The sequence below is a fragment of the Morganella sp. Je.2.23 genome, from assembly GCF_051129855.1.
Classification (GTDB): domain Bacteria; phylum Pseudomonadota; class Gammaproteobacteria; order Enterobacterales; family Enterobacteriaceae; genus Morganella; species Morganella sibonii.
The window spans coordinates 1,384,059-1,408,401 of the sequence record NZ_JBCPSQ010000001.1 but is presented as its reverse complement, the minus strand read 5'-3'; the positions used below and the strand labels follow the sequence as shown (position 1 = coordinate 1,408,401).

The following is a 24,343-nucleotide window of genomic DNA, read 5'->3' as shown; positions in this document are numbered from 1 at the left end:
AGCTTATTAATGATATGGAAACGACCTGCAACACCGGCAGAACTGAATCGCATCTCGGAAGGGAATATGCTCAGTCATCTGGGCATTGTCTTTACAGCGGTGGAGCCGGAACAGCTGATCGCCGTGATGCCGGTTGATGACCGGACCAAACAGCCGCATGGCCTGCTGCACGGCGGGGCATCAGTGGTACTGGCGGAAAGTCTCGGCTCGGTAGCCGGTTATCTGTGCAGTGAAGGGGATGAAACGGTAGTCGGTGTTGAGATTAATGCTAATCATGTCCGTGCGGTGCGCAGTGGTGTTGTTACCGGTTATTGTAAGGCGGTACACCTCGGGCGTAATCAGCAGGTCTGGTCGATAGAGATTTTTGATGAGCAGCAGCGTTTGTGCTGTATCTCCCGGCTGACCACCGCCATTCTGCGCGGAACCGGAAACTAACATCTGAGTAACATTTCAGCCGGTGCAGTGTGAATTTCACCCGGAATCACGTTGCGCCGGCTTCTCTCTGTAAAAGTCGCATTTATAATATTCCTTTTGTGCCATCAGCAATGTACTGAACAGTACGGTAATAAGCATTTATCATTGATAAACAATCTCTTTTACAAACAATGAATTAATTCACTTTCCGCTCAAAAATGATAACGCTTGTCTGATATGCTTGTCTATTATTTAATCAATAATCGGAATATCCTTTCAAAGCAAGTGGTTGAAGTGAGAAATATTATCATTAACATGGTGTTTACGGAGAGCTCCCGTCGAATTTTATGAGGTCAATAATGACAACACACAGCACAAACCCGGTGGAAACTTTTTCACTGAATGATAACGACTGGACAGGGATCACGCTGACAGCGGCCGCTGCAAAACAGATTGTGACACTGATGAATAACACCCCGGACAGTATCGGGCTTTGCCTGAGTGTCAAACAGTCCGGTTGTGCCGGGTTTGGTTATGTTTTCGAAATGATTAATCAGGCGGATGCAGACGACATGCTGTTTGAGCGCGATGGCGCCCGGCTGTATGTTCCGCGCAAAGCCATGCCGTTTATTGACGGTACGGAAGTGGATTTTGTCCGCGAAGGGCTGAATCAGATATTTAAATTCAATAATCCGAAAGCTCAGCATGCCTGCGGGTGTGGTGAAAGCTTCGGGGTTTAAGAGCGAAGCCATATTATGTCTCAGAGCAATGCAGAGATTGGTGAAGACGTTCAGACCTGGCTGAATGACGGGCGCTATAAAGAGGGCTTCTTCACTAACGTCGCCACGGATGAACTGGCAAAAGGGATCAATGAAAATGTGATCCGCGCCATTTCCGCCAAACGAAATGAACCGGAGTGGATGCTCAATTTCCGGCTGGAGGCTTTTCAGCACTGGCTTGGTATGGAAGAACCACACTGGCTGAAAGCGAAGTATCCGCAGCTGGATTATCAGGATTACAGCTATTATTCCGCGCCGTCATGCGGTGCGTGTGACGATACCTGCGGTTCACAGCCGGGGGCGGTGCAAAGCCCGGCAGACAGCTTCCTGACCAGTGAAGTGGAAGAAGCATTTGAAAAACTCGGTGTGCCGGTCCGTGAAGGACAGGCGGTGGCGGTGGATGCGATTTTTGACTCCGTTTCCGTTTCCACCACTTACCGTGATGAACTGAAGAAACACGGTGTGATTTTCTGCTCGTTCGGGGAAGCGATTCATGATTATCCGGAACTGGTGCAGAAATACCTTGGTACCGTGGTTTCAAGCCACGATAACTTTTTTGCGGCGCTCAATGCGGCGGTGGCTTCTGACGGCACATTTGTTTATATCCCGAAAGGGGTGCGGTGCCCGATGGAATTATCCACCTATTTCCGTATCAACGCCGCCAAAACCGGCCAGTTTGAACGCACGATTCTGATCGCCGATGAAGGCAGCTACGTCAGTTATATCGAAGGCTGCTCCGCACCGGTACGTGATACCTACCAGCTGCATGCCGCTGTTGTGGAAGTGATTATCCATAAAGATGCGGAAGTCAAATATTCCACCGTCCAAAACTGGTTCTCCGGTGGTGATACCGAAGGCGGGATACTCAACTTCGTCACTAAGCGGGCACTGTGTGAGGGCGAAAATTCCAAAATGTCGTGGACGCAGTCTGAAACCGGCTCGGCCATTACCTGGAAATACCCGAGTGTGATCCTCAAAGGCGATAATTCAGTCGGCGAATTTTTCTCTGTTGCTCTGACCAACGGCACACAGCAGGCGGACACCGGTACCAAGATGATCCACATCGGCCGTAATACAAAATCCACTATTATCTCGAAAGGGATTTCCGCCGGGAAAAGCCAGAACAGCTACCGCGGGCTGGTGAAGGTACTGCCGGGAGCGGAAAACGCCCGTAACTTTACCCAGTGTGACTCGATGCTTATCGGTACAGAGTGCGGCGCACACACGTTCCCGTATGTGGAAGTGATGAATAACAGCGCGCAGCTGGAGCATGAGGCTACCACCTCGCGTATCGGCGAAGATCAGCTGTTTTACTGCTTACAGCGCGGGATCAGCGAAGATGATGCCATCTCAATGATTGTTAATGGTTTTTGTAAAGATGTGTTCTCTGAATTGCCGCTGGAATTTGCCGTTGAAGCGCAAAAACTGCTGGCGATAAGCCTGGAACACAGTGTGGGTTAATACATCAGAATCAGCGCCTGCGGGATAACCGGCAGGACGGAGTAGTACATTATGTTAAGCGTAAAAGATTTGCATGTCAGCGTGGAAGGTAACGAAATCCTCAAAGGGTTATCACTGGATGTGAAACCGGGGGAAATCCACGCCATTATGGGGCCGAACGGTTCCGGTAAAAGCACCTTGTCTGCCACACTGGCCGGCCGGGAAGAGTATGAAATTGACAGCGGATCAGTCACATTTAAAGGTAAAGACCTGCTGGATCTGGCACCGGAAGACCGTGCCGGTGAAGGGATTTTCCTTGCTTTTCAGTATCCGGTGGAAATTCCGGGTGTGAGCAACCAGTTTTTCCTGCAAACCGCAGTGAATGCGGTGCGCGAATACCGCGGTGAAGAGGCGCTGGATCGCTTTGATTTCGCGGATTTTATCGAAGATAAAATTGAACTGCTGAATATGCCGCAGGATCTGCTGACGCGTGCCGTGAACGTCGGGTTCTCCGGCGGTGAGAAAAAACGTAACGATATCCTGCAAATGGCCGCTCTTGAGCCGTCACTCTGCATTCTGGATGAAACGGATTCCGGGCTGGATATCGATGCCCTGAAAACCGTGGCGAACGGGGTAAACCAGTTACGCAGTCCGGATCGCGCTTTTATTATTGTTACCCACTACCAGCGCATCCTGGATTATGTAAAGCCGGATTTTGTTCACGTGCTGTATCAGGGCAAAATTATTAAATCCGGTGATTTCTCACTGGCGAAAAAACTGGAGGAGCAGGGATATGGCTGGCTTATTGACCAACAGTGAACGTGCGCTGAAACGCCGTGAGGTCAGTGAGCGCAATCTGGCCGCGATGAGCCGGATCGGACAGCTTGTCGCACAGCGCCCGCTGTCCGGACATGCGGCACTGCACTGGCAGCAGGCACAAAAAACCGGCTTCCCGGCATTTCATCAGGAAGACTGGCACTATACCTCTCTGGATGCGCTTCTGGCGGCTGACTATCAGCAGCAGACCGGCACACTGAATGCGTTACCGGACGCGGTGCTGACCTCACTGAATGCATACCGCATCGTGCTGGCGGACGGCGTTTTTGCGCCGCAGTGGAGTGATACGGATACAGGTGTATTTGAATTGACGGTGGCGGATAATCGCAGTGAATTTCCTGAGCCGGTTAACGGGGAGATTTTCCTGCATCTGACCGAAAGTCTGGCGCAGTCGCCGCTGATGATCCGCGTAAAAGCGGGTGCACAGGCGGAAAAACCCCTGTATATCGTCAATATCTCAACGGCACATAATGATGTGCTGAATATGAATCACAGCCGTTATCACCTGGATATCGGTGCGAATGCGTCAGTGTCTGTGATTGAGCACTTTATCAGCCCGGATGAGCAATCAGCGCATTTCACCGGCGCACGGATGACTGCCGCTATTGGTGAAAACAGTGATTTCCGTCACCTGAAACTGGGATTTGAAAATCCGCAGGCGTACCATTTCGCCCATAATGATTTGGTCATCGCTGCACATGCCCGTGTCGAAAGCACCAGTTTTCTGCTCGGCGGCAAACTGACACGGCATCACACCAGCACGCAGCTTAACGGCGAAGGTATTGTGCTGGCCATGAACAGTCTGGTGTTGCCGAAACATGGCGAAATTGCTGATACCCGTACGTATCTGGAGCATAACAAAGGGTATTGTGAAAGCCGTCAGCGCCATAAAACGATTGTGATGGACAACAGCCGGGCAGTATTTAACGGTATGATTAAAGTGGCACCGCATGCCCTGAAAACCGACGGTCAGATGACCAACAATAACCTGCTGCTGGGCCGGAAAGCGGAAATCGATACCAAACCGCAGCTGGAAATCTATGCGGATGATGTGAAATGCAGCCACGGTGCGACGGTCGGTCGTATTGATGAGGAGCAGCTGTTTTATCTGCGGACCCGCGGGATCGCCGAAAAAGCCGCGAAGCAGATGATCATCCTCGCATTTGCGGCAGAACTGACCGATGCGGTCAGTGATGAGTCTCTCAATGATGTGGTGATGGCACGCATCCGTCAGTCGCTGGATCAGGGGGATAAACAGCCATGAGTTATCCTGTGCAGCAATTACGGGCCGACTTCCCGGTGCTGGCCGGGGAGGTGAACGGTAAACCGCTGGTCTATCTTGACAGCGCTGCCAGTGCCCAGAAACCACAACAGGTGATTGATGCGGTGAGTGATTTTACCGCTCACCATTATGCCGCGGTTCACCGCGGCATTCACACCTTAAGTGCAGAGGCAACGGCCGCCACGGAAGCGGTGCGTCAGAAAGCGGCGGCGTTTATCAACGCGCCGCAGACGGAAGAAATTATCTTTGTCAAAGGTACCACAGAAGCTGTCAATCTGGTGGCGGACAGCTTTGGCCGTGCGTTCTGTAATGATGGTGACAACATCATTATTACGGAGATGGAGCATCACGCCAATATTGTGCCCTGGTATATGCTGGCGGAAAGTGCGGGGATTGAGATCCGCGTGTTGCCGATGGCGGATGACGGTACTCTGATCCTGAGCAAACTGCCGGAACTGATCGACAACCGCACCCGGCTGCTGAGTTTTACGCATCTCTCTAATGTCCTTGGTACGGTGAATCCGGTGAAAGCGATTATTGCGCAGGCGCGGGAACTGAGCCGTGCCGCCGGGGGGGAACTGGCGGTGCTGGTGGACGGCGCCCAGGGCGCAATGCATCAGCCGGTGGATGTGCAGGCGCTGGATTGCGATTTTTATGCCTTCTCCGGCCATAAACTGTACGGACCGACCGGTATTGGTATTTTGTGGGGACGTAAATCCCTGCTGGATATGATGCCGCCGCGCGAAGGCGGTGGTGCGATGATCGCGGATGTCAGCCTGACAAACGGCATTACATATGCGGATGTACCGTGGCGTTTCGAAGCGGGTACGCCGAATATTCAGGGGATTATCGGCCTGGGGGCCGCGCTGGATTATCTGAACGCTGCCGGTATGGCGGAGATAGCCGCGTATGAACACACACTCATGCAGTATGCACTGACCCGTCTGGCAGAGGTTCCCGGTATTATTCTGTATGGTAATGCACAGCGGGAAGGGGTGATCGCCTTTAACCTCGGTAAGCATCATGCCTTTGATACCGGTGCGTTTCTGGATCGTTACGGTGTGGCTGTCCGCACAGGGCATCACTGCGCACAACCGCTGCTGGCACACTATGGTGTCAGCGCCATGTGCCGTGCTTCACTGGCGCTCTACACCACCGAAGCAGACATTGATATACTGACGGACGCACTGAAACGTACCGCAAAACTGCTGGGTTAAGGATTCTGATGAAAATTTCGTTGCCGGATCAGGCAAAATTACTGCGCAACTTCTCCCGTTGCCATGACTGGGAAGAACGTTATCTGTATCTGATTGAGCTGGGAGAAAAGTTACCGGCACTGACAGAAGCACAACGGCAACCGCAGTATAAAATATCGGGCTGTCAGAGTCAGGTCTGGATCATCATGCAGCAGGATGAGGAAGGGCGCGTCTGGTTCGCCGGTGACAGCGACGCTGCTATCGTTAAGGGCCTGGTGGCGCTGGTTATCGCGCTGTATCAGGGAAAATTACCGGCTGAAATCCGTGAACTGGATATCGCACACATCTTCTCGGAACTGGCACTTTCTGTCCATCTGACCCCCTCCCGTACTCAGGGACTGAACGCCATGGTCAGAACAATCATACAAAACACGCAGCAAATGAGATAAAACATCGTTCCCTTTTACTTACTCTGCTAATAATATATTACCTGGCGTGGCCGGCAGACGGCCACGTATTTTTTTATACCATCAGCTGAGGATCTGGAATGAAACGAATTCTCCCGTTGCTGGGCGGGCTGTTGTTAGCGGTAACTGCGCTGACAGCCCGGGCAACTGAATATCAACTCCCTGCGGATAAGAGCCGGGTCATCGGCGAAAACGTCACCTATGTTGTTCCGGATGACGGACGCTCGCTGGAAGCGATTGCGGCAGAATACGGTATCGGCCTGCTGGCGATGCTGGAAGCCAACCCGGGGACAGATCCGTATCTGCCGAAGCCGGGCAGTGAACTGATTATCCCGTCACAGCTGATCCTGCCGGATACGCCGCATCAGGGCATTGTGATTAACCTGGCGGAACTGCGCCTGTTCTATTATCCGAAAGGCACTAACACCGTGCGGGTCTATCCGATTGGTATCGGCCAGCTGGGGCGTGATACACCGATCATGACCACCTCAGTTTCCCAGTTGATCAAAGATCCGACCTGGACGCCGACCACGAATATCCGCAAAGCTTATGCCGCACAGGGGATCACCTTACCGGCAGTTGTTCCTGCAGGGCCGGAAAACCCGATGGGGCTGTTTGCACTGCGTCTGGCGCATGGTCGCGGTGAATACCTGATCCACGGTACTAACGCGGACTTTGGTATCGGTATGCGTGTCAGCTCCGGCTGTATCCGCCTGCGTCCGGATGATATTGAAGCGCTGTTTAAAACCATTCCGAAAGGGACCCGGGTTCAGATCGTTAATGAGCCGGTGAAATATACTGTTGAGCCGGATGGCCAGCGTTATGTGGAAGTGCATCAGCCGCTCTCCCGTAATAAGAACGACGATCCGCAGACCATGCCGATTACCCGTTCAGCCGGACTGACCAGCTTTATCCAGTCTCCGGACACCAACAGTGCCATTGTTGAGCAGGCGATTGCACGTCGTTCCGGTATGCCGGTCAATGTCAGCCGTGATGCGCAGTATAAGCAGGAAGCGGTACCGGCAGAGAAAACCAACTTTGCACCGGTGGAAATGGACGAAGAAGCGGAAGTGAAAGCACTGAACCTGCAACCGGCTGATTTTGCGCCGGGTCAGTTAACCCAGCCGGGTCCGATTGTCAGTGAGGAAAAAAGCGCGGAGTAATCACCCGTGATATCTCTGTGACAGATAAAACCGCTTCCGTTTGTGAGGCGGTTTTTTTATGTCTGTCATTTGTATATGAGCATAAATGACAGACATAAAAAATGGCGTAGCATAATTTATGCTACGCCATCTGTTCTTCAGGCAGTGATTACAAATTATTTTTTGTAAGAACGAACCTGGTTGTCTAAGCGCTGGTTAGCGCGTGCTGCTTCGTCTTTAGCCTGCTGAACATCAGCACGGATGGCGTTAACATCGTTGCTCAGTTGATCAACTTTGGCATTCAGCGTCTTAACGTCGTTGTCCAGTTGGTCAAATTTAGCGTTAGAAGAACAACCTGCTAATAATGCAGAAGCTAAAACTACAGCACCTAATACAATCTTAGAACGACCCATTTTAATACCCTCTAGATTAAAGTTAATCACCAAGTAGCAGTAATGATATTACACATTTCAATAGGGAAAGAGAATAGAAATTCAGCGTTTACAAAGATAATTTTCCTGAAACCGCAAAATAAATCAAAAAAAAACGGCAATTGCGTAATTCTCAACCAAATAATCTGATACAGGGCCTGATAAGACAGCGCGGTATCATCCCGTATTCAGAAAGCGGCAATTATTCTGCGGCCGGTTGCTTCATTTCATGTTCTCTTACAGTTTAGAATAAAAAAAGCACCCGTGCAGCGGGTGCTCTTATTAATTCAGATAATGCTGAAAAATATTACAGTAATTGTACCGATGAGGTATTGGTGGTGCCGCTCGGAACCAATGCGCCGGATACCATTACCACAATCTCACCGTTGGTGGCCAGACCGCTTTCCAGCGCGGCTTCACGGCCGATACGGTAGAAATCATCGGTTGATAAGATTTCGCTGACCAGTTTGGTGGTCACGCCTTTTACCAGCAGTAACTGGCGGGCAGTGGTTTCGTTGGTGGTCAGTGCCAGAATAGGGGCTTTCGGGAAGTATTTGCGGACAGACTTCGCGGATTTACCGCCTGCGGTTGCCACAACGATCAGCGGAGCATCCAGGTTTTCTGACATTTCCACCGCGCCGCGGCAGACTGCTTCAGTAACACGCAGCTTTTTACCGGCCGGTAAATCGCCGAGACGGCTGTGCATCACACGATCAGTACGTTCGCAGATGGTAGCCATGATACTGACGGCTTCAACCGGATATTTTCCTTTCGCACTTTCGCCGGACAGCATGACCGCATCGGTACCGTCGAGGATGGCGTTGGCAACGTCACCGGCTTCCGCACGGGTAGGGCGCGGATTTTTGATCATGGAATCGAGCATTTGTGTTGCGGTAATGACCACTTTGCGGGCGGTATTACATTTTTCGATCATCAGTTTCTGCGCGAAAATCACTTCTTCAACCGGGATTTCAACACCCAGGTCACCACGGGCAACCATGATACCGTCGGAAGCTTCGAGGATTTCATCGAAGTTGTTCATCCCTTCCTGGTTTTCAATCTTGGAGATGATCTGGATATGTTCGCCGCCGTTGGCTTTCAGGTGAGCACGGATTTCGTCAACATCGGAACGTTTACGGATAAAGGAAGCCGCAACGAAATCAACATTCTGCTGACAACCGAAAATCAGATCCTGTTTATCTTTTTCTGCCAGGGCCGGCAGGCCGATAGACACATTCGGCAGGTTAACCCCTTTGTTTTCACCGAGGTCACCGTTGTTCAGAACTTCACAGATAACTTCTGTTGCGGTGGTTTCTTTCACACGCATGCCGATCAGGCCGTCATCGACCAGAACGATATTGCCCGGTTTCAGATCCTGCGCGAAACCCGCGTAGGTGACAGCAACACGCTCAGTGTTACCAATGACAGATTTATCTGTGGTGAAAGTAAAGGTCTGACCCGCAACCAGCGGAGCATCATTGCCGCCTTCCAGTTTGATGGTACGGATTTCCGGGCCTTTGGTATCCAGTAAAATGGCTGCTTTCTTGCCGGTACGTGCACAGACAGCACGCAGATTTTTGATGCGCTGACCATGTTCTTCGTAATCGCCGTGGGAGAAGTTCAGACGCATAACGTTCATGCCTGCGTCTAACAGTGCTTCGAGTTTCTCTTCTGATTCGGTTTTAGGTCCGATAGTACAAACAATTTTCGTCTTTTTCATGACAGCCCATCTACAGTTATTGAGAGTAAATAGTGAACAATCGCCTGATTTCACACCATACGGTAAGAATAGGCAATTGTCGGTATCCCCGGTTATTAAAATTAGTCGTTTTTGTAAAAAAACAGATTCAGTATAGCGTGTTTTTTATTGCGCCTCTCTGTTTCAGCGCTTGTAAATCAGTAAGCTGAATCCATTCAACAACCATGCAGGCATTATAGAGGGTTATTAGTGTGATTTGAATCATAAAATCAGAAATAAATTAACATTTTTGCGTTAACGCAAGAAATCAGCCGTATTGATACGCAGAAGTACAGTGAAAACAGAAGAGGGTAACTGATTAAAACTAAATGAACTACTGAAGAGGGAGAGAAAACGGAACAGCTGAGAAATGGTGCGTCCAAGTGGACTCGAACCACCGACCCCCACCATGTCAAGGTGGTGCTCTAACCAACTGAGCTATGGACGCACTGTGTGATAATTGCTTTGCGAAGTAAATGGTGCGTCCAAGTGGACTCGAACCACCGACCCCCACCATGTCAAGGTGGTGCTCTAACCAACTGAGCTATGGACGCATTCTTTAATATCTTCGCTGACAACGGGGACGAATATTAACGATCAGAGCCGGTTCTTGCAAGGGGAAAAACACATTTTCTTGTCCGACTGCTCGTATTTAATGCTATCGGACTGAAAACTGTGCATTTCCCCCGTCAAAAGCCGTTAACGACCGGCGCGTTGCAGGATAAAACTGTCCGGCTGTTTCTGTAACCACAGGATACGGCATGCCATACCGATAGCCGCGGCGGTTAATCCGATAATAAAACCGATCCAGAACCCGGCCGGGCCCATCGCCGGAACCACCAGATCAGTCAGACCGAGGAGATAACCGGACGGCAGGCCGAGAACCCAGTAAGCCGTAAAGGTAATATAGAAGATGGCGCGTGTGTCTTTATAGCCACGCAGCACACCGGCACCGATCACCTGAACGGAATCCGACAACTGGTAAATACCGGCAAACAGCATCAGGCCGGAGGCCATAATCACCACTTCCGGATTATCGTTATACAGCAGGGCGATAGGCTCACGGAACAGCACTGTAAAGAGCGCCGTCACAGCGGCTATCATCAGCCCGACACCCAGCCCGGTATAGGCGGAAACCCGTGCTTTCTCCGTGGAATTTTTCCCGAGGTTAAAACCGATGCGGATAGTAGTGGCGATCCCCAGCGAAATCGGGAACATAAACATCAGCGAGCTGAAGTTCAGGGCGATCTGATGTCCGGCTACAGCGGTAACACCTAATGGTGCAACCAGCAGGGCAACGATGGCAAACAGCGTGACCTCAAAGAACAGCGCCAGGGCAATCGGCAGACCGAGCTGTGTGATCCGCTTCATTACCGCCCAGTCCGGCGGGGTAAATCGGCTTTTCGGCTGCACATCGCGCTGTGAACGGGCATGTTTCACATACCAGCGCATAAACAGGAACATCGCCCAGAACACCGACGCGGTCGCCACACCACACCCGACACCGCCGAGAGCCGGCGCGCCGAATTTCCCGTAAATAAAGATATAGTTGACCGGAATATTGACCAGCAGGCCGAGAAAACCAATCACCATCCCCGGTTTGGTTTTCGACAAGCCTTCACACTGACTGCGCAGCACCTGATAAAACAGGTAACCCGGCGCACCCCACATAATAGCGTGGGTGAACCCGACCGCTTTTTCAGCCAGCACCGGGTCAATATGCGGCATATTTTCAATAATATAGCGGCTGTTATAGAGCACCGCGATGACCAGGACGGATAAAAATGCCGCCAGCCACATACCCTGACGGATCTGATTGGCAATCATCGGACGGCGGCCGGAACCGTTAAGCTGCGCAACCACCGGCGTCAGCGCCATCAGCAGGCCGTGGCCGAACAGGATCGCGGGCAGCCAGATAGAGGTACCGACAGCCACGGCGGACATGTCTGTCGCACTGACTCTGCCGGCCATCACTGTGTCAACCACGCCCATCGCCGTTTGTGTAAATTGCGCGATAATAACGGGAATACCAAGAGCCAGCAAAGTACGCGCTTCTTTTAAATACTTCTGCACGTAATACACCTTATTTATTCTGATAAAAGGAGGAGGAAAGACGTTCCGGGATTCGTAAACTAATTACCGGATCAAGCGGAAAAGTCATTCTAGCGATTAATCAAATACAAGCCAATACAATTAAATGTGCGGGATACCACGGGAAGGGCTGTTTAATTTTTTGTTTCAGGATAAACTGCATAAATCTATCCGAATACTGACTGGAGATCCGCATGTTTACCGGGATTGTACAAGGCACAGGCCCCGTCGTCGCCATCGAAGAAAAAGAAAACTTTCGTACCCACACCGTGAAATTCCCGCCTGAAATGCTGGCCGGGATAGAAACGGGCGCATCAGTGGCGCATAACGGCTGCTGTCTGACAGTCACAAAAATAGACGGGGATTTAATCAGCTTTGATCTGGTTAAGGAAACCTTAAGACTGACCAACCTCGGCAGCATCAAAAGCGGTGATATCGTCAATCTGGAAAGAGCGGCAAAATACGGTGATGAAATCGGCGGGCATATTATGTCCGGTCATATTGTGACCACAGCGGAAATTGCCAAAATTTTTGTCTCTGAAAATAATTATCAGATCTGGCTGCGCATCGAAGATAAATCGCTGATGAAATATATTCTGCACAAAGGGTTTGTCGGTATCGACGGAATCAGCCTGACTATCGGTGATGTGGTCAATAACCGTTTCTGTGTGCATCTGATCCCGGAAACCCGTGAGCGCACCACACTGGGCAAAAAACGGCTGGGTGATAAAGTGAATATTGAGCTTGATCCGCAGACGCAGGCTATTGTCGATACCACGGAGCGGGTACTGGCGCAGAAAATGCAGCAATTGCAGGAAAGTCTGATCCCGGCGGCAGAAACTGAAAAACCGCAAATCTGATGTGATTCAGATAAAAAAATCCGGTGCTGATTATTGTCAGACCGGATTTTTTATTACGGATAGCTTATTACGGACAGTTTATTACGGACAGTTTATTGAGGGCACGAAATCAGCGCGGAACGCGTAATCCGCCCTCACAGCCCTGCGGGCTCCATAATATCTGCCACAGCTGGATATCTCGGGCACGGAATGCACCGGCACAGGCATTGAGATAATAAGTGAACATCCGTTTAAAGCGCGGGGTGTAATTACTTTCCAGTGACGGCCAGGCAGCCTGAAAACGGGAATACCACGCCATCAGTGTCCGGTCATAGTCTGCCCCGAAATTGTGCCAGTCTTCCATCACCAGTTTATTTTCACTGCTGTCGCCGATATTCTGAACTGACGGCAGACAGCCGTTCGGGAAAATATATTTACCAATCCAGGCATCGACATTCACTTTATTACGGTTTGAACCGATGGTATGCAGTAAAAATAATCCGTCCGGTTTCAGGTTACGCCGGACCACATCAAAATAGGTGGCGTAATTTTTCGGACCGACGTGCTCAAACATCCCGACAGAGACAATTCTGTCATACTGCTCATGCAGATCGCGGTAATCTTCCAGGATAATATTAACATTAAGATCCGCACAGCGTGCCTGCGCATATTTCTGCTGTTCGGCAGAAATCGTCACACCGGTCACGGACACGTCAAAATGTTTCGCGGCATATGCGGCGAGTCCGCCCCAGCCGCAGCCGATATCCAGCAGTTGCATGCCCGGTTTCAGCTGTAATTTTTCACAGATGAGATGCAGTTTCTGCTCCTGCGCCTGTGCCAGATTGGCGGGGTCATCGCTGAGACCTTTCCAGTAACCGCAGGAGTACTGCATATAAGGGTCGAGCATCAGCTCAAACAGGTCATTACCCAGATCATAATGTTCTTCACCGACAATCCGCGCCCGTTTTTTGGTTTGCAGGTTACGCATACGGGCCATGGCGATTTTTATAATATCGTTGATATTCTGCGGCAGTTTATTTTCCAGCCCGGCACGCAATACCCGCTGAAAGAAAATATCTAACCGCTCACAGTCCCACCAGCCGTCCATATAACTTTCACCCAGTCCCATCGAGCCTTGTTGTAATACCCGTTTAAAGAACTGGTTGTTATGTACCTGAATATCGAAAGGGCGGGAACCATTAACTTCAATGCCGGCTTCGTCTAAAAGATCGGAGGCAATCCGCTGCCAGGAATCGGCAGGCGTTTTTTGATTTTCGACACAATCAGAACTCATATTATCTCCAATTTTTATCAAAGCGGGATTCTGAGTGCTTTATTTATGACGTTTTGCGCGGGAACAACAGAACCGGTGTGATTGGCCGTCATCGGGTGACAGTCTGCGTATTAACGTAATCGTTAAGACAAAAACAAAGCTCAAAATCCGGATTCAGAACGAATTGTCTGAAAAGTATAGGAGCCTGAGATTAAAATTCAATGGCAAAAAAGGCCGTACATGAGTACGGCCTTTAATTAGGAATATTCTTAATTGCTGCTTCAATCTATTGATTTTGTTCCGCAATAGTCACGGAGGTACGTGAAGAGCGGCGCTGGATAATATAACCGCCGATAGTCAGCACCACGGTTGCAGCCATCACGGCGGTGGTGGAGAGCAGGGGTTCGTGCATCAGCGCAGAGACCAGGAAACTGATCGCGGAGCATAAACCAAGCTGAATCGCATTCTGTAATGCCGCCGCTTTACCGCTGTGTTCCGGGTAAACCGCCAGGGCGTTTGATACCGCAATCGGGTAAGACGCACCGTTCATTGCTGCCATAAAGCAGAACGGGATCAGAATCGCCACCAGTGACGGGTTACTGAATTTTGCCATGGCATACAGACCCACCATGCTGACGGCATAACCGGCCAGCAGGAACGGCAGCAGTGTTTTGCCGTTAATCCGTGACAGCAGGGCACGGCAACCGTAGCCGCCGACCATAAAGGCGATGGTCTGCGGGATATAGCTCAGGCCGATATCATTCGGGTTATAACCCATATCGCGCAGGATAAACGGTGAGCCGGTCAGCCAGGCAAAGAAACCGGCACTGCATGCGGCGTAAATCAGTACGTTACCGCTGTAGACCGGCGATTTCAGCAGACGGAAAAATGAGATTTTCTGTTTTTCTGTTTTGGCGGTATCCGGTGTGATGTGATGTTTTTCTTTCAGCATCAGAGTCGGGATCAGCACCAGCAGCGTGATGCCGCCGAGCACGAGGAAAATTTCGTGCCAGCCGCCGTGATTGAGCAGCCATGCGCCGAGTAACGGTGCCAGCGCCGGAGAGAGTGCCACCAGCGGCATAATAGCGGCAAAAACACGCTGTGCGCGGTGATCATCATAACGATCGATAACCAGCGCCTGCCAGGTGACCGCCGCAGAGCAGACACTTACGGCCTGCACAAAACGAAGTAATAATAATTGCGCCGGGGTGGTTACCCAGATCATTGCCAGACAGCTCAGGGCAAACAGCCCGAGGCCCATCAGCAGAACCGGTTTACGGCCGATTTTATCGGAGAGCGGTCCCCATAACAGCTGGCCGATGGCAAAGCCGACCAGGAAAATACTCAGACTGGCGCTGATAGCGCTGGCAGTGGAGTTCAGAGATTCCTGCATCATACCGAATGCAGGCAGATACATATCAATCGCGAGGTAACCCAGCATGCTGAGCCCGGCGAGATAAAAGAGAAAGCCGCGGGAAGGCGATGTGTTGACTGTCACAGAAAAATACCTGAATGTTAAATAAGTGTAATGCGTGAGTTGTTATTTTAACTATTCGAGTTTTTCTTTGTAAAACGTTATTATTTGCACATTGCTGTGAAATTTTTTGAAAGGAAGGATTATGTGGTCAGAATATACACTGGATGTGGTGGATGCGGTGGCACGGACAGGCAGTTTCAGTGCGGCAGCAGAGGAACTGCACCGGGTACCTTCCGCTATCAGCTACAGCGTGCGCCAGCTGGAAGAGTGGCTGGCGGTTCCGCTGTTTGAACGGCGTCACCGGGATGTTGAACTGACACCTGCCGGTGTGCTGTTTGTCAAAGAAGCGCGTGATGTCATCAAAAAAATGAAATCCACACGTCACCAGTGCCAGATGATTGCCAACGGCTGGCGCGGACAGTTCAGTATCGCTGTTGACTGTATCGTAAAACCGGAACGGATAACGCGACTTCTGCTGGATTTTTATCATCATTTTCCGGATATCGAATTGTATATTTATCCGGAGGTGTTTAACGGTGTGTGGGATGCGCTGGTGGACAGACGGGTGGATGTGGCTATCGGTGCGACACGCGCATCCCCTATCGGTGAGCGTTACAACTTCCGTGATATGGGCTTTTTGCCGTGGCGTGCGGTGGTCAGTCCGGCACATCCGCTGGCATCTGCCGGTCATGTTCTGACCAATGAGGAGATGGTGCCGTACCCGAGCTTATGCCTGGAAGATACCTCACGTTCCCTGCCGAAACGCGATACCTGGGCACTGGATAATCAGCGCCGTCTGGTGGTACCGGACTGGGATCGCGGGATTGCCTGCGTGGAAGCCGGTCTGTGTGCGGCGATGATGCCCGCACACCGGGCAGATCCGCTGATTGCGCAAGGCCGGCTGACAGCGCTGAAGATTGAACAGCCGCTGCCGGACAGCCCGTGCTGCATCACCTGGGTGGATAAGGATACTTCACCGGCACTGAGCTGGCTGCTTGATTATCTCGGAGACAGCGAAACACTCAATGCCGAATGGCTGAGATGATCGTCAGCGGCGGTAGTCGATAAACGGACCATCCGCCACGGAGCGGCGTTCGACCAGACGCGGATGCACCTCAATGGTCTGCGCGTCTTCGCGTTTGTTGACGATACGGTCGAGCAGCATGGTCAGCGCCATCTGTCCCAGACGCTCTTTCGGCTGGTGGATGGTCGTCAGGGCCGGCGTGAAGTACCGGGCGTTACGGATATTGTCATACCCGATCACAGAAATATCCTGCGGTACACGCAGTCCCAGTTCATCGGCGGCGCAAATTGCGCCCATGGCCATGGCATCACCGCCGCAGAATACCGCGGTCGGCCGTTGTTTACCGGATAAAATCTGTGTCATCGCCCGGTAGCCGGAATCCGGTTCAAAATCACCCTGGACGACCCATTCATCACGCACAGTAATTCCGGCTTCTTTCATTGCCTTACTGAATCCTTCCAGACGGTTGCCGCCGGTATTACGTTCAAGCGGCCCCGGAATGACCGCGATATCGCGGTGACCGCGTTCAATCAGGTAACGTCCGGCAAGATAACCGCCGTGCAGGGCGTTATCGATAATCGCATCGGTGAAATCCCCGCGCGCTTTGCCCCAGTCCATCACCACCATCGGAATATTGCGGTAGCCTTCCAGCATGGTAATAAGCTTATCCGGATACTCTGAACACATGACCAGCAGACCATCGACGCGCTTTTGTGCCAGCATCGCCAGATAGGCTTTCTGCTTGTCAGGATTATTATGTGAGTTGCACAGCACCAGGGTATAGCCTTTGCTGTAGCAGCTGTTTTCCACCGCCTCAATCACTTCCGCGAAATACGGGGCTTCACTGGAGGTGGCCAGCAGACCAATCGATTTGGTGTTATTGACTTTCAGACTGCGCGCCACGGCGCTCGGTGAATAGTGCAGTTCTTTGATTGCAGCCCAGACAGCCGCCTTCGTTTCTTCCGCAACGAAACGGGTATTATTAATGACATGGGAGACGGTTGTGGTGGAGACGCCCGAGCGCTTAGCCACATCTTTAATCGTTGCCATGATGAAAACAACTCCTGACCTGCCGGTCTGTATTTTATTATTCGGTTAATCGATTGCTATTATAGTGCCATTATGCAGTAACAATAGAAAAATTTCTGTAAAAACAGGCATTGTTGTCTGATCCGGGTCAAAAGTAAAAAATATTACCTGTGCTATGGTTATTGATATGGTCAGCTATTCGGGTTTTCCGGTCAGACCATCCGTTTTAATTATTTTGATGATTCAGGATGTCAGGTAGTCATCATTGGTCACTAAGCAGCTATTTTGGAGATAAGAATGGATACAGATCTGAAATATGGTTTGTCAACAGCGGTTGCAGCATTGGTTATGATCGTACTGTTTTCAATAATGCTTTTCTGATATACCCCATACAGTACAAAAGGGCGGAAAATTCCGCCCTTTTTTGATCAACTGTTTTTGATCGACCGTTTTTAAACAACAGTCTTTAAACAACAGTCTTTTGTTCCCGGATTACGCCAGGTTTTCTTCCGCAAATTTCCAGTTCACTAATGCCCAGAAGTTTTCCAGGTATTTAGGACGGGCATTACGGTAGTCGATATAATAAGCATGTTCCCAGACATCGACGGTTAAGATTGGTTTATCGTTACCGCTGACCGGGGTTGCCGCGTTAGAGGTATTCACGATAGCCAGGCTGCCGTCTGCTTTTTTCACCAGCCATGTCCAGCCGGCACCGAAGTTTTTCACTGCGGCATCGGTAAACTGCTGTTTAAATTCAGCAAATGAACCGAATGTGCTGTTAATGGCGTCAGCGATTTTACCGGTCGGCTCGCCACCGGCGTTTGGTGCCAGGCAGTGCCAGTAGAACGTGTGGTTCCAGACCTGGGCGGCGTTATTGAAGATACCGGCATCAGAGGTTTTGATAATCTCTTCCAGTGACTTACCTTCAAATGCGGTGCCTTTGATCAGGTTATTCAGATTAACCACATAAGTGTTGTGGTGTTTGCCGTAGTGGTATTCCAGTGTTTCTTCAGAAATATGTGGCTCTAATGCATTTTTTGCATAAGGCAGTGCAGGTAATTCAAACGACATTGCATTCTCCTTGTTAAGGTTGAGTCAGTAACCTCATCACAGATGGATTACTGTTATTATTCTGCGAATTATCTTAACAAGTTTTGTCATAAAAAACAGCGTGAAATACCATGGATGATATTATTCACATGGTGAAAGATAAAATTGCCCACAGGATGATATCTGTCACGATAAAAGCGATTAGCAGGGTGTACAGCTTATGGCAGCAGATCCAGTTATAGAGTCGTTTCATTCTGTTTTCTCCGTATAACTGCGGAAATATAAATATAACGGATTTACGGGCTGAAATCCGGGTAAACTGAGTAATTTATACCGGAAACGTGACTACAGCTGTTGTTTGTCAATCGCCGGAAGACCCTTTACAATTCCCGCTATGACGAAAGGACAATAATGATCATTATGCTGGCAGATTATATTTTTCGTGCAATACAAAACAATACTGATTGTGACGTTATTTGTGATCATTCTCAGAAAGATGAACCGGCTGAAGTGATCAGGCGTGTCCGCCGGTGGCAGTTCCGGGACGGTATTGAGCTGATGTGCAGTGAAGAGACAGAAACTGCGGTACAGACAGGGGATGAACAGTGCCCTGAGCAGTGGATAGTCTGGCCTGTGGCCGGTGACACAGAAAAAAAAGTATCACCGCAGCATAAAGAATTTTTCAGTCTGTGCCAGCAGCGCTATTGGCTGAAAATACAGATGGCCTGATGTGCCGGATACAATCCTGAAAATTACCGGTATAATTACCCGTAATTATTAAACTGATTCAGAAAAAGAATATGACAAAACTCACGTTGCAGGAACAAATGCTGAAAGCCGGATTGGTGACCAGCAAAAAAATGGACAAAGTCCGCAGAACGGCAAAAAAATCCCGTGTTCAGGCCCGCGAAGCCAGAGAAGCGGTGGAAGAAAATAAAAAAGCGCAGCTTGAGCGCGATAAACAGCTGAGTGAGCAGCAAAAACAGGCTGTCTTATCCCGAGAATATAAAGCACAGGTGAAACAGCTGATTGAAATGAACCGGATCATTATTTCAAAAGGCAATATTGATTTTAATTTCACCGACAGCAATGTGATCAAAAGTATCACCGTAGATAAAACCACTCAGTCTCAGCTGATCAGTGGTCGTCTGGCCATTGCCCGGTTAAGTACAGAAAACAGCGATGTCAGTGAATATGCCATTATTCCGGCGGTTGTTGCGGATAAAATCACACAACGTGATACGGAAAGCATTGTCCTGAATAATGCGCTGGCACAGGATGAAGCGGATGAAGACGATCCGTATGCTGATTTTAAAATCCCGGATGATTTGATGTGGTGATCCGCATTTGCCTGCTTTTCCTGTTCAGAACGGGCAGGGACTGCGGGCATTTACCGGTTCGCCGCTGACCGGATGTACAAAATCCAGTTCACCGGCGTGCAGCATCAGCCGCGGAATATTCCCGGTGCCCGGTAACTCTTTTCCGCCGTAGAGATCGCATCCTAAAATCGGATGGCCCAGATACTGACAATGGATACGGAGCTGATGCGTGCGGCCGGTTTCAGGTGTCAGTTTCACCCGGGTGACCGGCAGAGACACCCCGTCTTCTGTTTTATAATAAAAACGGCCAGTCACCTGATAATGTGAACGGGCCGGTTTTCCCCGGACAGCACATATCGTCATGCGCGGAAACAGCGCCGGGTCTTTGGCAATCGCCGCATCAATCATTCCCTCATTGTTACTCAGATGCCCGCACAGCAGGGCGCTGTAGCCTTTCTGTACTGCACGCTGACTGAACTGACGGCAAAGTGCGGCATTAATTTCTTTATTGCGGGCAACCACCAGCAGCCCGGACGTACCGAAATCCAGCCGGTGCACCAGGGCACAGCCGGGAAACAGCTGTACCAGCCGGTAATGCACGGAATCCAGATTTTGCGGATTTTTTCCCGAAAGACTGAGCAGCCCTGCGGGTTTGTTAATCAGCAGCAGGTGTTCATCCTGATACAGAATATCAATCTGTTCCGGGCATGGCGGGGCAATAAAGGTATCGGTAATGTCAGACATCGGGCTATCCGGGTAAAAAGCGGAAAGGGATGATAACGAATTTTCAGTGCGGTGGCGAATCATGTTGTCCGGATATCCTATTGCGTAATTTTGCGGAATGATCCACGCTTATTACCAGTATAAATACGCAGAGGTTGTGCTATGCGCAGATTCACACAGGTATGCCATGCAGTACTGTTAATGACCGGACTTTTAGTGGTGCCGGTATCGTCTTATGCGGACCGGGATCATGATAAAAGACACGGTCACCGGTATGAGCATAATCATGGTCATTATAAGCACAGAGATAATCATTACCGTAAGTACAAAAACGATCTGACTTACGCACAGGCACGCTGGCTGGCGTCAAAAAACGGATTGGTCGGATATCATTCATTACCGCCGGGAATTGCGAAAAACCTCGCCAGAGGAAAACCGCTCCCTCCGGGTATTGCAAAACGCGCGGTACCTGCGCACATGCGTGACCGGCTGCCGCATTACCCGGGTTATGAGTGGAAAATAGCCGGTGACGATTTAGTGCTTATTGCACTGAGCACCGTGGTGGTGACCTACATTATTAATGATGTTTTTGAGTAGTCGTTTTTGATTAGTATTTTTTGAGTAGTACTATAACGTCCCGCAAACCGGCGGGACGTATTTCTGCTCAGGCTGGACGGGTAAAGGCGAGCAGAGCACCGACCAGCATAAATAATGATCCGAACACTTTATTCATTGCACGGTTCTGTTCCGGGCTTTTGATAAATACAGCAATTTTCCGTGCCAGCACGGCATAGCCGGTCATAACAATAGTATCAGCAATAACAGAGGTTATTCCTAATATCAGATACTGTATCAGCTGCGGCTGATGGGGAATAATAAACTGCGGAAACAGCGCTGCGAGAAAGACAATGCTTTTGGGATTCGAAATATTCACCAGCACGCTATTCTGATACAGCTTTTTGCGTGACTGTGTTGCTGTCAGTGTGCTGAGCGCAATAGTGCCTGCCGCCCGCCACTGGCAGACTCCCAGCCAGATAAGATAGGCCGCCCCGGCCCATTTCAGTATTTCAAATGCAAGAACTGACTGTGACAATAATGTGCCGAGCCCGACACCGACCAGAATAATCAGCAGCAATAACCCTGTCTGTAATCCGGCAATGGCCGCGACGGCTCCCCGGTAACCGTGATTGACAGACGTTGTCATGCTGTTAATCGCACCTGAACCGGGGGACAGACTGACAATAACGGACGTCATCAGATAGGCAAACCACCACTCAAAGGTCATTTCGGGCTCATCAGATTATTAACAGAAAAAGAATATCCGGATTATGGCATTGTCAGGTGAGGTAAAAAATGATGAACGTCTTGTTTTCAGGAGGAAAATACGGGTGATGATGGGTTTAATGCCGTATTTTCTCTGTTTTTCTTTTGTGCGGCACCCTGATGGTGCGCAGGTCTGTTTTACCGCAGCTGTCGTTCTGTATTAATCTGAGTTATACAGGACAAAAATACGCCTGGCTGATTTTAACAGTATGTTAAAAGCAATACCTCTTTGCAGTGAAAAGTGGTATTCTGCGCGTATGTTAACACCGGTCTAACCGATCTGAAGTGAAGGACGTTTTACATGACGACGACTATTGAAAAAATCGAACGCCAGATTAAAGAAAACCCGATTCTGCTGTATATGAAAGGCTCCCCGAAGCTGCCGAGCTGCGGTTTCTCCGCACAGGCGGTACAGGCGCTGGCTGCCTGTGAAGAGCGTTTTGCTTATGTGGATATTCTGCAGAATCCGGATATCCGTGCTGAATTACCAAAATACGCTAACTGGCCGACCTTCCCGCAACTGTGGGTTGACGGTGAGCTGGTCGGCGGTTGTGACATCATTATGGAGATGTTCCAGCGCGGTGAATTACAGACACTGATTAAAGAAACCGCAGCAAAATACCGGACTGAAAACGAAGAATAATCACGTCCAGTACTATTTATTGAAGCCCCGCAGGGTAAACCTGCGGGGCTTTTGTCTTTCTGATGGCGGTGAAATGAAAGTTGTTGATGCGGTAATTTTTTAAAGTGCGGTATCAATCACACTGAAAGGAAGAAAGATGGATCCAGTTCCAGCGGGGCAGAATGTCAGATTAACCGGGCATTTTTCATATCAGGGCACCAGTGGTATGACCGGTGAATTAAGAGAACAGGTATCAGTAAAATCGTCGGATTTATCTAAGCGGTTCACTGAGATCCGTAACAGTGCAGCAGCGTTTTTCACATCTGTGAAAGGAAAAATAAATAATGTGTTTGAGCCATTAGGGAATTGGATAAGTAAGATAATAATCCGGAAAGAAGAAACGGTTGTTGAGGGCGCACAGCTGGTGCTGCAAATAGCGCAGAAAAACGTGCCGATATATTTAGATAAAGTCCATGCGTTTCTGGGTGAAAATAAACCTCTGGATACCGCTTCACTGAAGATGTTCTCAAAAGACATACTGAGACCATTAGTCACATTTCTGAGTGGTGTGGATAAAATAAAAGGCGCAGATAAACCAGCAGAGAAATTCATGGCCGAATTTATTCACAAAGTAAATAGTGAGTTATCCGCTGCTGCCGGCTGCGGCCCGAGGCCCTCTGAAAAAGTAAATCAGCTTGCGTCAATCTGTGATGATGATAAGGCCAACGCTTATTTAGCCACAGAGAATTTTGAACAGGACTTCAAAGCAAGAATGATGAGACTGATGACGGATATTGAAGGGGCGATTCTGCCTGATTTGATGTCTATCAAACCTGCAGATGTCGTCGCCCGGCATAGTGAGCAGAAACCGAAGGAAATCTGGCGCGAGTTACCTTATGACTACGCCACCGCTGAAGTAGAGTTCAGGCCGTTGACAAACCCGCAGGGGCTGGCGACGACCGACATAGATTGTAAAGATAAACCAGGAAAATCAATTTATTGATTTTCGGCTGATAACACTTTCGGCTGATAACACAAAGCAGGAAAAACCACGTTTCATCCTGCGTTGTCAGCAATCTCAAACGCCACCGCTGAGGTGGCGTTTTCTCACTGATGACTGTCTGCCGCAGGCGGCCAGCCGCCCAGTTTCTTCCAGCGGTTGACGATGTCACAAAAGAGCAGGGAGGTGCGATCGGTATCATACGCCGCGCCGTGAGCCTGTTTACTGTCAAACGGGATACCAGCGGCGATACAGGCTTTTGCCAGAATCGTTTGTCCCAGTGATAATCCGCTTAATGCGGCCGTATCAAAAGTGGCAAACGGGTGGAACGGGTTACGTTTCAGCCCGCAGCGTGCGGCTGCTGCCATCACAAAACTGTGATCAAAATTCGCATTGTGCGCCACGATAATCGCCCGCTTGCAATCCGCGTCTTTCATGCCTTTGCGCACCATTTTAAAAATGGCATGCAGAGCCTCATATTCAGTGACCGCATTACGCTCCGGATCTGCCGGATTAATCCCGGTGAACGCCAGTGCGGCAGGATCAAGATTTGCACCCTCAAAAGGCTGCACATTGAATTCAAGCCGCTGATCCGGCATCAGCCAGCCGTTATGATCCATTTTGACGGTAATGGCAGCGATTTCCAGCATACCATCGGTTGCGGCATTAAAACCGCCGGTTTCAACATCGATAACGACGGGATAATACCCGCGGAAACGTGCGCTCAGAGCATTGTGATTTTGATTTTCAGACATGGGACTCTTAATTAAACGAACAAAACGCACTATTCTAGCGCGGCTTGCCTGCAGGAGAAAGGGCTGTTCAGTGCTGCGCCGGAAAAGAAGGA

26 protein-coding genes and 2 tRNA genes are annotated in these 24,343 nt (G+C 49.9%); 16 read left to right on the top strand and 12 right to left on the bottom strand.

The genetic code is table 11. The features are described 5' to 3' along the window. The first annotated feature begins 9 nt into the window (after positions 1 to 9). The 8 genes from AAZR23_RS06805 to AAZR23_RS06770 all read left to right on the top strand — a co-directional run bounded on the left by AAZR23_RS06805 (position 10) and on the right by AAZR23_RS06770 (position 7,578). Positions 10 to 435: a hotdog fold thioesterase gene (locus AAZR23_RS06805; protein WP_046893549.1), complete on the top strand. Its 426-nt coding sequence runs from the start codon at positions 10 to 12 to the stop codon at positions 433 to 435. A 338-nt stretch (positions 436 to 773) separates the two neighbouring features. After that, on the top strand, positions 774 to 1,154 hold the full coding sequence (sufA, locus tag AAZR23_RS06800; protein ID WP_127376853.1) for a Fe-S cluster assembly scaffold SufA: 381 nt from the start codon (positions 774 to 776) through the stop codon (positions 1,152 to 1,154). Positions 1,155 to 1,169: 15 nt separating this feature from the next. Further along, entirely contained in the window at positions 1,170 to 2,654 is a 1,485-nt protein-coding gene (sufB, locus tag AAZR23_RS06795) for a Fe-S cluster assembly protein SufB (RefSeq protein ID WP_052927528.1), read from the top strand. 51 nt (positions 2,655 to 2,705) lie between these two features. Then, positions 2,706 to 3,452, top strand: a complete 747-nt coding sequence (sufC, locus tag AAZR23_RS06790) for a Fe-S cluster assembly ATPase SufC (RefSeq protein ID WP_046893546.1) — start codon at positions 2,706 to 2,708, stop codon at positions 3,450 to 3,452. After that, entirely contained in the window at positions 3,427 to 4,734 is a 1,308-nt protein-coding gene (gene sufD / locus AAZR23_RS06785; RefSeq protein WP_434691437.1) for a Fe-S cluster assembly protein SufD, read from the top strand. The genes sufC and sufD overlap by 26 nt, the downstream gene beginning before the upstream one ends. Next, positions 4,731 to 5,969, top strand: coding sequence for a cysteine desulfurase SufS (gene sufS, locus AAZR23_RS06780; protein WP_052927530.1), 1,239 nt, complete (start codon positions 4,731 to 4,733; stop codon positions 5,967 to 5,969). Before sufD ends, sufS begins: the two co-directional genes overlap by 4 nt. Before the next feature lie 8 nt (positions 5,970 to 5,977). Next, positions 5,978 to 6,397, top strand: coding sequence for a cysteine desulfuration protein SufE (gene sufE / locus AAZR23_RS06775; protein ID WP_046893543.1), 420 nt, complete (start codon positions 5,978 to 5,980; stop codon positions 6,395 to 6,397). 98 nt (positions 6,398 to 6,495) lie between these two features. Then, entirely contained in the window at positions 6,496 to 7,578 is a 1,083-nt protein-coding gene (locus AAZR23_RS06770) for a L,D-transpeptidase family protein (RefSeq protein WP_218426191.1), read from the top strand. 155 nt (positions 7,579 to 7,733) lie between these two features. Here AAZR23_RS06770 and AAZR23_RS06765 read toward each other — a convergent pair whose 3' ends face one another. The 5 genes from AAZR23_RS06765 to AAZR23_RS06745 all read right to left on the bottom strand — a co-directional run bounded on the left by AAZR23_RS06765 (position 7,734) and on the right by AAZR23_RS06745 (position 11,799). After that, positions 7,734 to 7,970, bottom strand: coding sequence for a major outer membrane lipoprotein (locus AAZR23_RS06765; protein ID WP_004239093.1), 237 nt, complete (start codon positions 7,968 to 7,970; stop codon positions 7,734 to 7,736). Positions 7,971 to 8,295: 325 nt separating this feature from the next. Further along, positions 8,296 to 9,708, bottom strand: coding sequence for a pyruvate kinase PykF (pykF, locus tag AAZR23_RS06760; protein WP_166708002.1), 1,413 nt, complete (start codon positions 9,706 to 9,708; stop codon positions 8,296 to 8,298). 389 nt (positions 9,709 to 10,097) lie between these two features. Beyond that, positions 10,098 to 10,174, bottom strand: a tRNA-Val gene (locus tag AAZR23_RS06755). A 29-nt stretch (positions 10,175 to 10,203) separates the two neighbouring features. Further along, positions 10,204 to 10,280, bottom strand: a tRNA-Val gene (locus AAZR23_RS06750). A 145-nt stretch (positions 10,281 to 10,425) separates the two neighbouring features. Next, positions 10,426 to 11,799 (bottom strand): MATE family efflux transporter, encoded by a 1,374-nt coding sequence (locus tag AAZR23_RS06745; RefSeq protein WP_166708001.1) that lies wholly within the window; start codon positions 11,797 to 11,799, stop codon positions 10,426 to 10,428. Positions 11,800 to 12,011: 212 nt separating this feature from the next. Here AAZR23_RS06745 and AAZR23_RS06740 point away from each other — a divergent pair, with 212 nt between their 5' ends. Further along, a complete protein-coding gene (locus AAZR23_RS06740; protein ID WP_046893540.1) occupies positions 12,012 to 12,677 on the top strand; it encodes a riboflavin synthase in 666 nt (221 codons plus the stop codon). Between the two features lie 109 nt (positions 12,678 to 12,786). Here the strand turns inward: AAZR23_RS06740 and cfa are convergent, their stop codons facing one another. Continuing rightward, positions 12,787 to 13,950 carry a cyclopropane fatty acyl phospholipid synthase gene (gene cfa / locus AAZR23_RS06735; RefSeq protein WP_046893539.1) on the bottom strand — a complete coding sequence of 388 codons (1,164 nt, stop codon included), beginning with the start codon at positions 13,948 to 13,950 and terminating at the stop codon, positions 12,787 to 12,789. A gap of 265 nt (positions 13,951 to 14,215) precedes the next feature. Further along, entirely contained in the window at positions 14,216 to 15,427 is a 1,212-nt protein-coding gene (punC, locus tag AAZR23_RS06730; protein WP_072056867.1) for a purine nucleoside transporter PunC, read from the bottom strand. A gap of 121 nt (positions 15,428 to 15,548) precedes the next feature. Here punC and punR point away from each other — a divergent pair, with 121 nt between their 5' ends. After that, positions 15,549 to 16,451, top strand: a complete 903-nt coding sequence (gene punR, locus AAZR23_RS06725) for a DNA-binding transcriptional activator PunR (protein ID WP_046893538.1) — start codon at positions 15,549 to 15,551, stop codon at positions 16,449 to 16,451. 3 nt (positions 16,452 to 16,454) lie between these two features. Here the strand turns inward: punR and purR are convergent, their stop codons facing one another. Then, on the bottom strand, positions 16,455 to 17,480 hold the full coding sequence (purR, locus tag AAZR23_RS06720; RefSeq protein WP_046893537.1) for an HTH-type transcriptional repressor PurR: 1,026 nt from the start codon (positions 17,478 to 17,480) through the stop codon (positions 16,455 to 16,457). Positions 17,481 to 17,756: 276 nt separating this feature from the next. Between purR and AAZR23_RS06715 the strand changes: the two genes are divergently transcribed. Then, complete coding sequence (locus AAZR23_RS06715; RefSeq protein WP_107679736.1) at positions 17,757 to 17,840, top strand: YnhF family membrane protein; 84 nt, start codon at positions 17,757 to 17,759, stop codon at positions 17,838 to 17,840. Between the two features lie 111 nt (positions 17,841 to 17,951). Here the strand turns inward: AAZR23_RS06715 and sodB are convergent, their stop codons facing one another. Beyond that, positions 17,952 to 18,530 (bottom strand): superoxide dismutase [Fe], encoded by a 579-nt coding sequence (gene sodB, locus AAZR23_RS06710; protein WP_046893536.1) that lies wholly within the window; start codon positions 18,528 to 18,530, stop codon positions 17,952 to 17,954. Between the two features lie 390 nt (positions 18,531 to 18,920). Here sodB and AAZR23_RS06705 point away from each other — a divergent pair, with 390 nt between their 5' ends. After that, complete coding sequence (locus AAZR23_RS06705; RefSeq protein ID WP_434691431.1) at positions 18,921 to 19,238, top strand: hypothetical protein; 318 nt, start codon at positions 18,921 to 18,923, stop codon at positions 19,236 to 19,238. A 71-nt stretch (positions 19,239 to 19,309) separates the two neighbouring features. After that, positions 19,310 to 19,849 (top strand): DUF2058 domain-containing protein, encoded by a 540-nt coding sequence (locus AAZR23_RS06700; protein ID WP_434691428.1) that lies wholly within the window; start codon positions 19,310 to 19,312, stop codon positions 19,847 to 19,849. Positions 19,850 to 19,873: 24 nt separating this feature from the next. Here the strand turns inward: AAZR23_RS06700 and AAZR23_RS06695 are convergent, their stop codons facing one another. Then, complete coding sequence (locus AAZR23_RS06695; RefSeq protein ID WP_434691425.1) at positions 19,874 to 20,572, bottom strand: RluA family pseudouridine synthase; 699 nt, start codon at positions 20,570 to 20,572, stop codon at positions 19,874 to 19,876. Between the two features lie 180 nt (positions 20,573 to 20,752). On the opposite strand from AAZR23_RS06695, the gene AAZR23_RS06690 reads away from it, so the two are divergent. Then, on the top strand, positions 20,753 to 21,148 hold the full coding sequence (locus AAZR23_RS06690; RefSeq protein WP_434692415.1) for an anti-virulence regulator CigR family protein: 396 nt from the start codon (positions 20,753 to 20,755) through the stop codon (positions 21,146 to 21,148). Between the two features lie 67 nt (positions 21,149 to 21,215). Here the strand turns inward: AAZR23_RS06690 and rhtB are convergent, their stop codons facing one another. Then, positions 21,216 to 21,836 carry a homoserine/homoserine lactone efflux protein gene (gene rhtB / locus AAZR23_RS06685; protein WP_166707991.1) on the bottom strand — a complete coding sequence of 207 codons (621 nt, stop codon included), beginning with the start codon at positions 21,834 to 21,836 and terminating at the stop codon, positions 21,216 to 21,218. 339 nt (positions 21,837 to 22,175) lie between these two features. On the opposite strand from rhtB, the gene AAZR23_RS06680 reads away from it, so the two are divergent. Both AAZR23_RS06680 and AAZR23_RS06675 read left to right on the top strand, forming a co-directional pair. Next, positions 22,176 to 22,517, top strand: coding sequence for a Grx4 family monothiol glutaredoxin (locus tag AAZR23_RS06680; RefSeq protein WP_107679729.1), 342 nt, complete (start codon positions 22,176 to 22,178; stop codon positions 22,515 to 22,517). 136 nt (positions 22,518 to 22,653) lie between these two features. After that, a complete protein-coding gene (locus AAZR23_RS06675) occupies positions 22,654 to 23,499 on the top strand; it encodes a hypothetical protein (RefSeq protein ID WP_434691421.1) in 846 nt (281 codons plus the stop codon). 104 nt (positions 23,500 to 23,603) lie between these two features. Here AAZR23_RS06675 and rnt read toward each other — a convergent pair whose 3' ends face one another. Next, the gene (gene rnt / locus AAZR23_RS06670) at positions 23,604 to 24,251 is read right to left on the bottom strand and encodes a ribonuclease T (protein WP_434691418.1); all 648 of its coding nucleotides are present in this window, start codon (positions 24,249 to 24,251) and stop codon (positions 23,604 to 23,606) included. Positions 24,252 to 24,343: the final 92 nt, after the last annotated feature.

Bases quoted from the DNA above. Each gene is read 5' to 3' on its own strand.
- AAZR23_RS06805 (WP_046893549.1), top strand. From the start codon at position 10: ATGATATGGAAACGACCTGCAACACCGGCAGAACTGAATCGCATCTCG.
- sufA (WP_127376853.1), top strand. From the start codon at position 774: ATGACAACACACAGCACAAACCCGGTGGAAACTTTTTCACTGAATGAT.
- sufB (WP_052927528.1), top strand. From the start codon at position 1,170: ATGTCTCAGAGCAATGCAGAGATTGGTGAAGACGTTCAGACCTGGCTG.
- sufC (WP_046893546.1), top strand. From the start codon at position 2,706: ATGTTAAGCGTAAAAGATTTGCATGTCAGCGTGGAAGGTAACGAAATC.
- sufD (WP_434691437.1), top strand. From the start codon at position 3,427: ATGGCTGGCTTATTGACCAACAGTGAACGTGCGCTGAAACGCCGTGAG.
- sufS (WP_052927530.1), top strand. From the start codon at position 4,731: ATGAGTTATCCTGTGCAGCAATTACGGGCCGACTTCCCGGTGCTGGCC.
- sufE (WP_046893543.1), top strand. From the start codon at position 5,978: ATGAAAATTTCGTTGCCGGATCAGGCAAAATTACTGCGCAACTTCTCC.
- AAZR23_RS06770 (WP_218426191.1), top strand. From the start codon at position 6,496: ATGAAACGAATTCTCCCGTTGCTGGGCGGGCTGTTGTTAGCGGTAACT.
- AAZR23_RS06765 (WP_004239093.1), bottom strand. From the start codon at position 7,970: ATGGGTCGTTCTAAGATTGTATTAGGTGCTGTAGTTTTAGCTTCTGCA.
- pykF (WP_166708002.1), bottom strand. From the start codon at position 9,708: ATGAAAAAGACGAAAATTGTTTGTACTATCGGACCTAAAACCGAATCA.
- AAZR23_RS06740 (WP_046893540.1), top strand. From the start codon at position 12,012: ATGTTTACCGGGATTGTACAAGGCACAGGCCCCGTCGTCGCCATCGAA.
- cfa (WP_046893539.1), bottom strand. From the start codon at position 13,950: ATGAGTTCTGATTGTGTCGAAAATCAAAAAACGCCTGCCGATTCCTGG.
- punR (WP_046893538.1), top strand. From the start codon at position 15,549: ATGTGGTCAGAATATACACTGGATGTGGTGGATGCGGTGGCACGGACA.
- purR (WP_046893537.1), bottom strand. From the start codon at position 17,480: ATGGCAACGATTAAAGATGTGGCTAAGCGCTCGGGCGTCTCCACCACA.
- AAZR23_RS06715 (WP_107679736.1), top strand. From the start codon at position 17,757: ATGGATACAGATCTGAAATATGGTTTGTCAACAGCGGTTGCAGCATTG.
- sodB (WP_046893536.1), bottom strand. From the start codon at position 18,530: ATGTCGTTTGAATTACCTGCACTGCCTTATGCAAAAAATGCATTAGAG.
- AAZR23_RS06705 (WP_434691431.1), top strand. From the start codon at position 18,921: ATGATCATTATGCTGGCAGATTATATTTTTCGTGCAATACAAAACAAT.
- AAZR23_RS06700 (WP_434691428.1), top strand. From the start codon at position 19,310: ATGACAAAACTCACGTTGCAGGAACAAATGCTGAAAGCCGGATTGGTG.
- AAZR23_RS06695 (WP_434691425.1), bottom strand. From the start codon at position 20,572: ATGTCTGACATTACCGATACCTTTATTGCCCCGCCATGCCCGGAACAG.
- AAZR23_RS06690 (WP_434692415.1), top strand. From the start codon at position 20,753: ATGACCGGACTTTTAGTGGTGCCGGTATCGTCTTATGCGGACCGGGAT.
- rhtB (WP_166707991.1), bottom strand. From the start codon at position 21,836: ATGACCTTTGAGTGGTGGTTTGCCTATCTGATGACGTCCGTTATTGTC.
- AAZR23_RS06680 (WP_107679729.1), top strand. From the start codon at position 22,176: ATGACGACGACTATTGAAAAAATCGAACGCCAGATTAAAGAAAACCCG.
- AAZR23_RS06675 (WP_434691421.1), top strand. From the start codon at position 22,654: ATGGATCCAGTTCCAGCGGGGCAGAATGTCAGATTAACCGGGCATTTT.
- rnt (WP_434691418.1), bottom strand. From the start codon at position 24,251: ATGTCTGAAAATCAAAATCACAATGCTCTGAGCGCACGTTTCCGCGGG.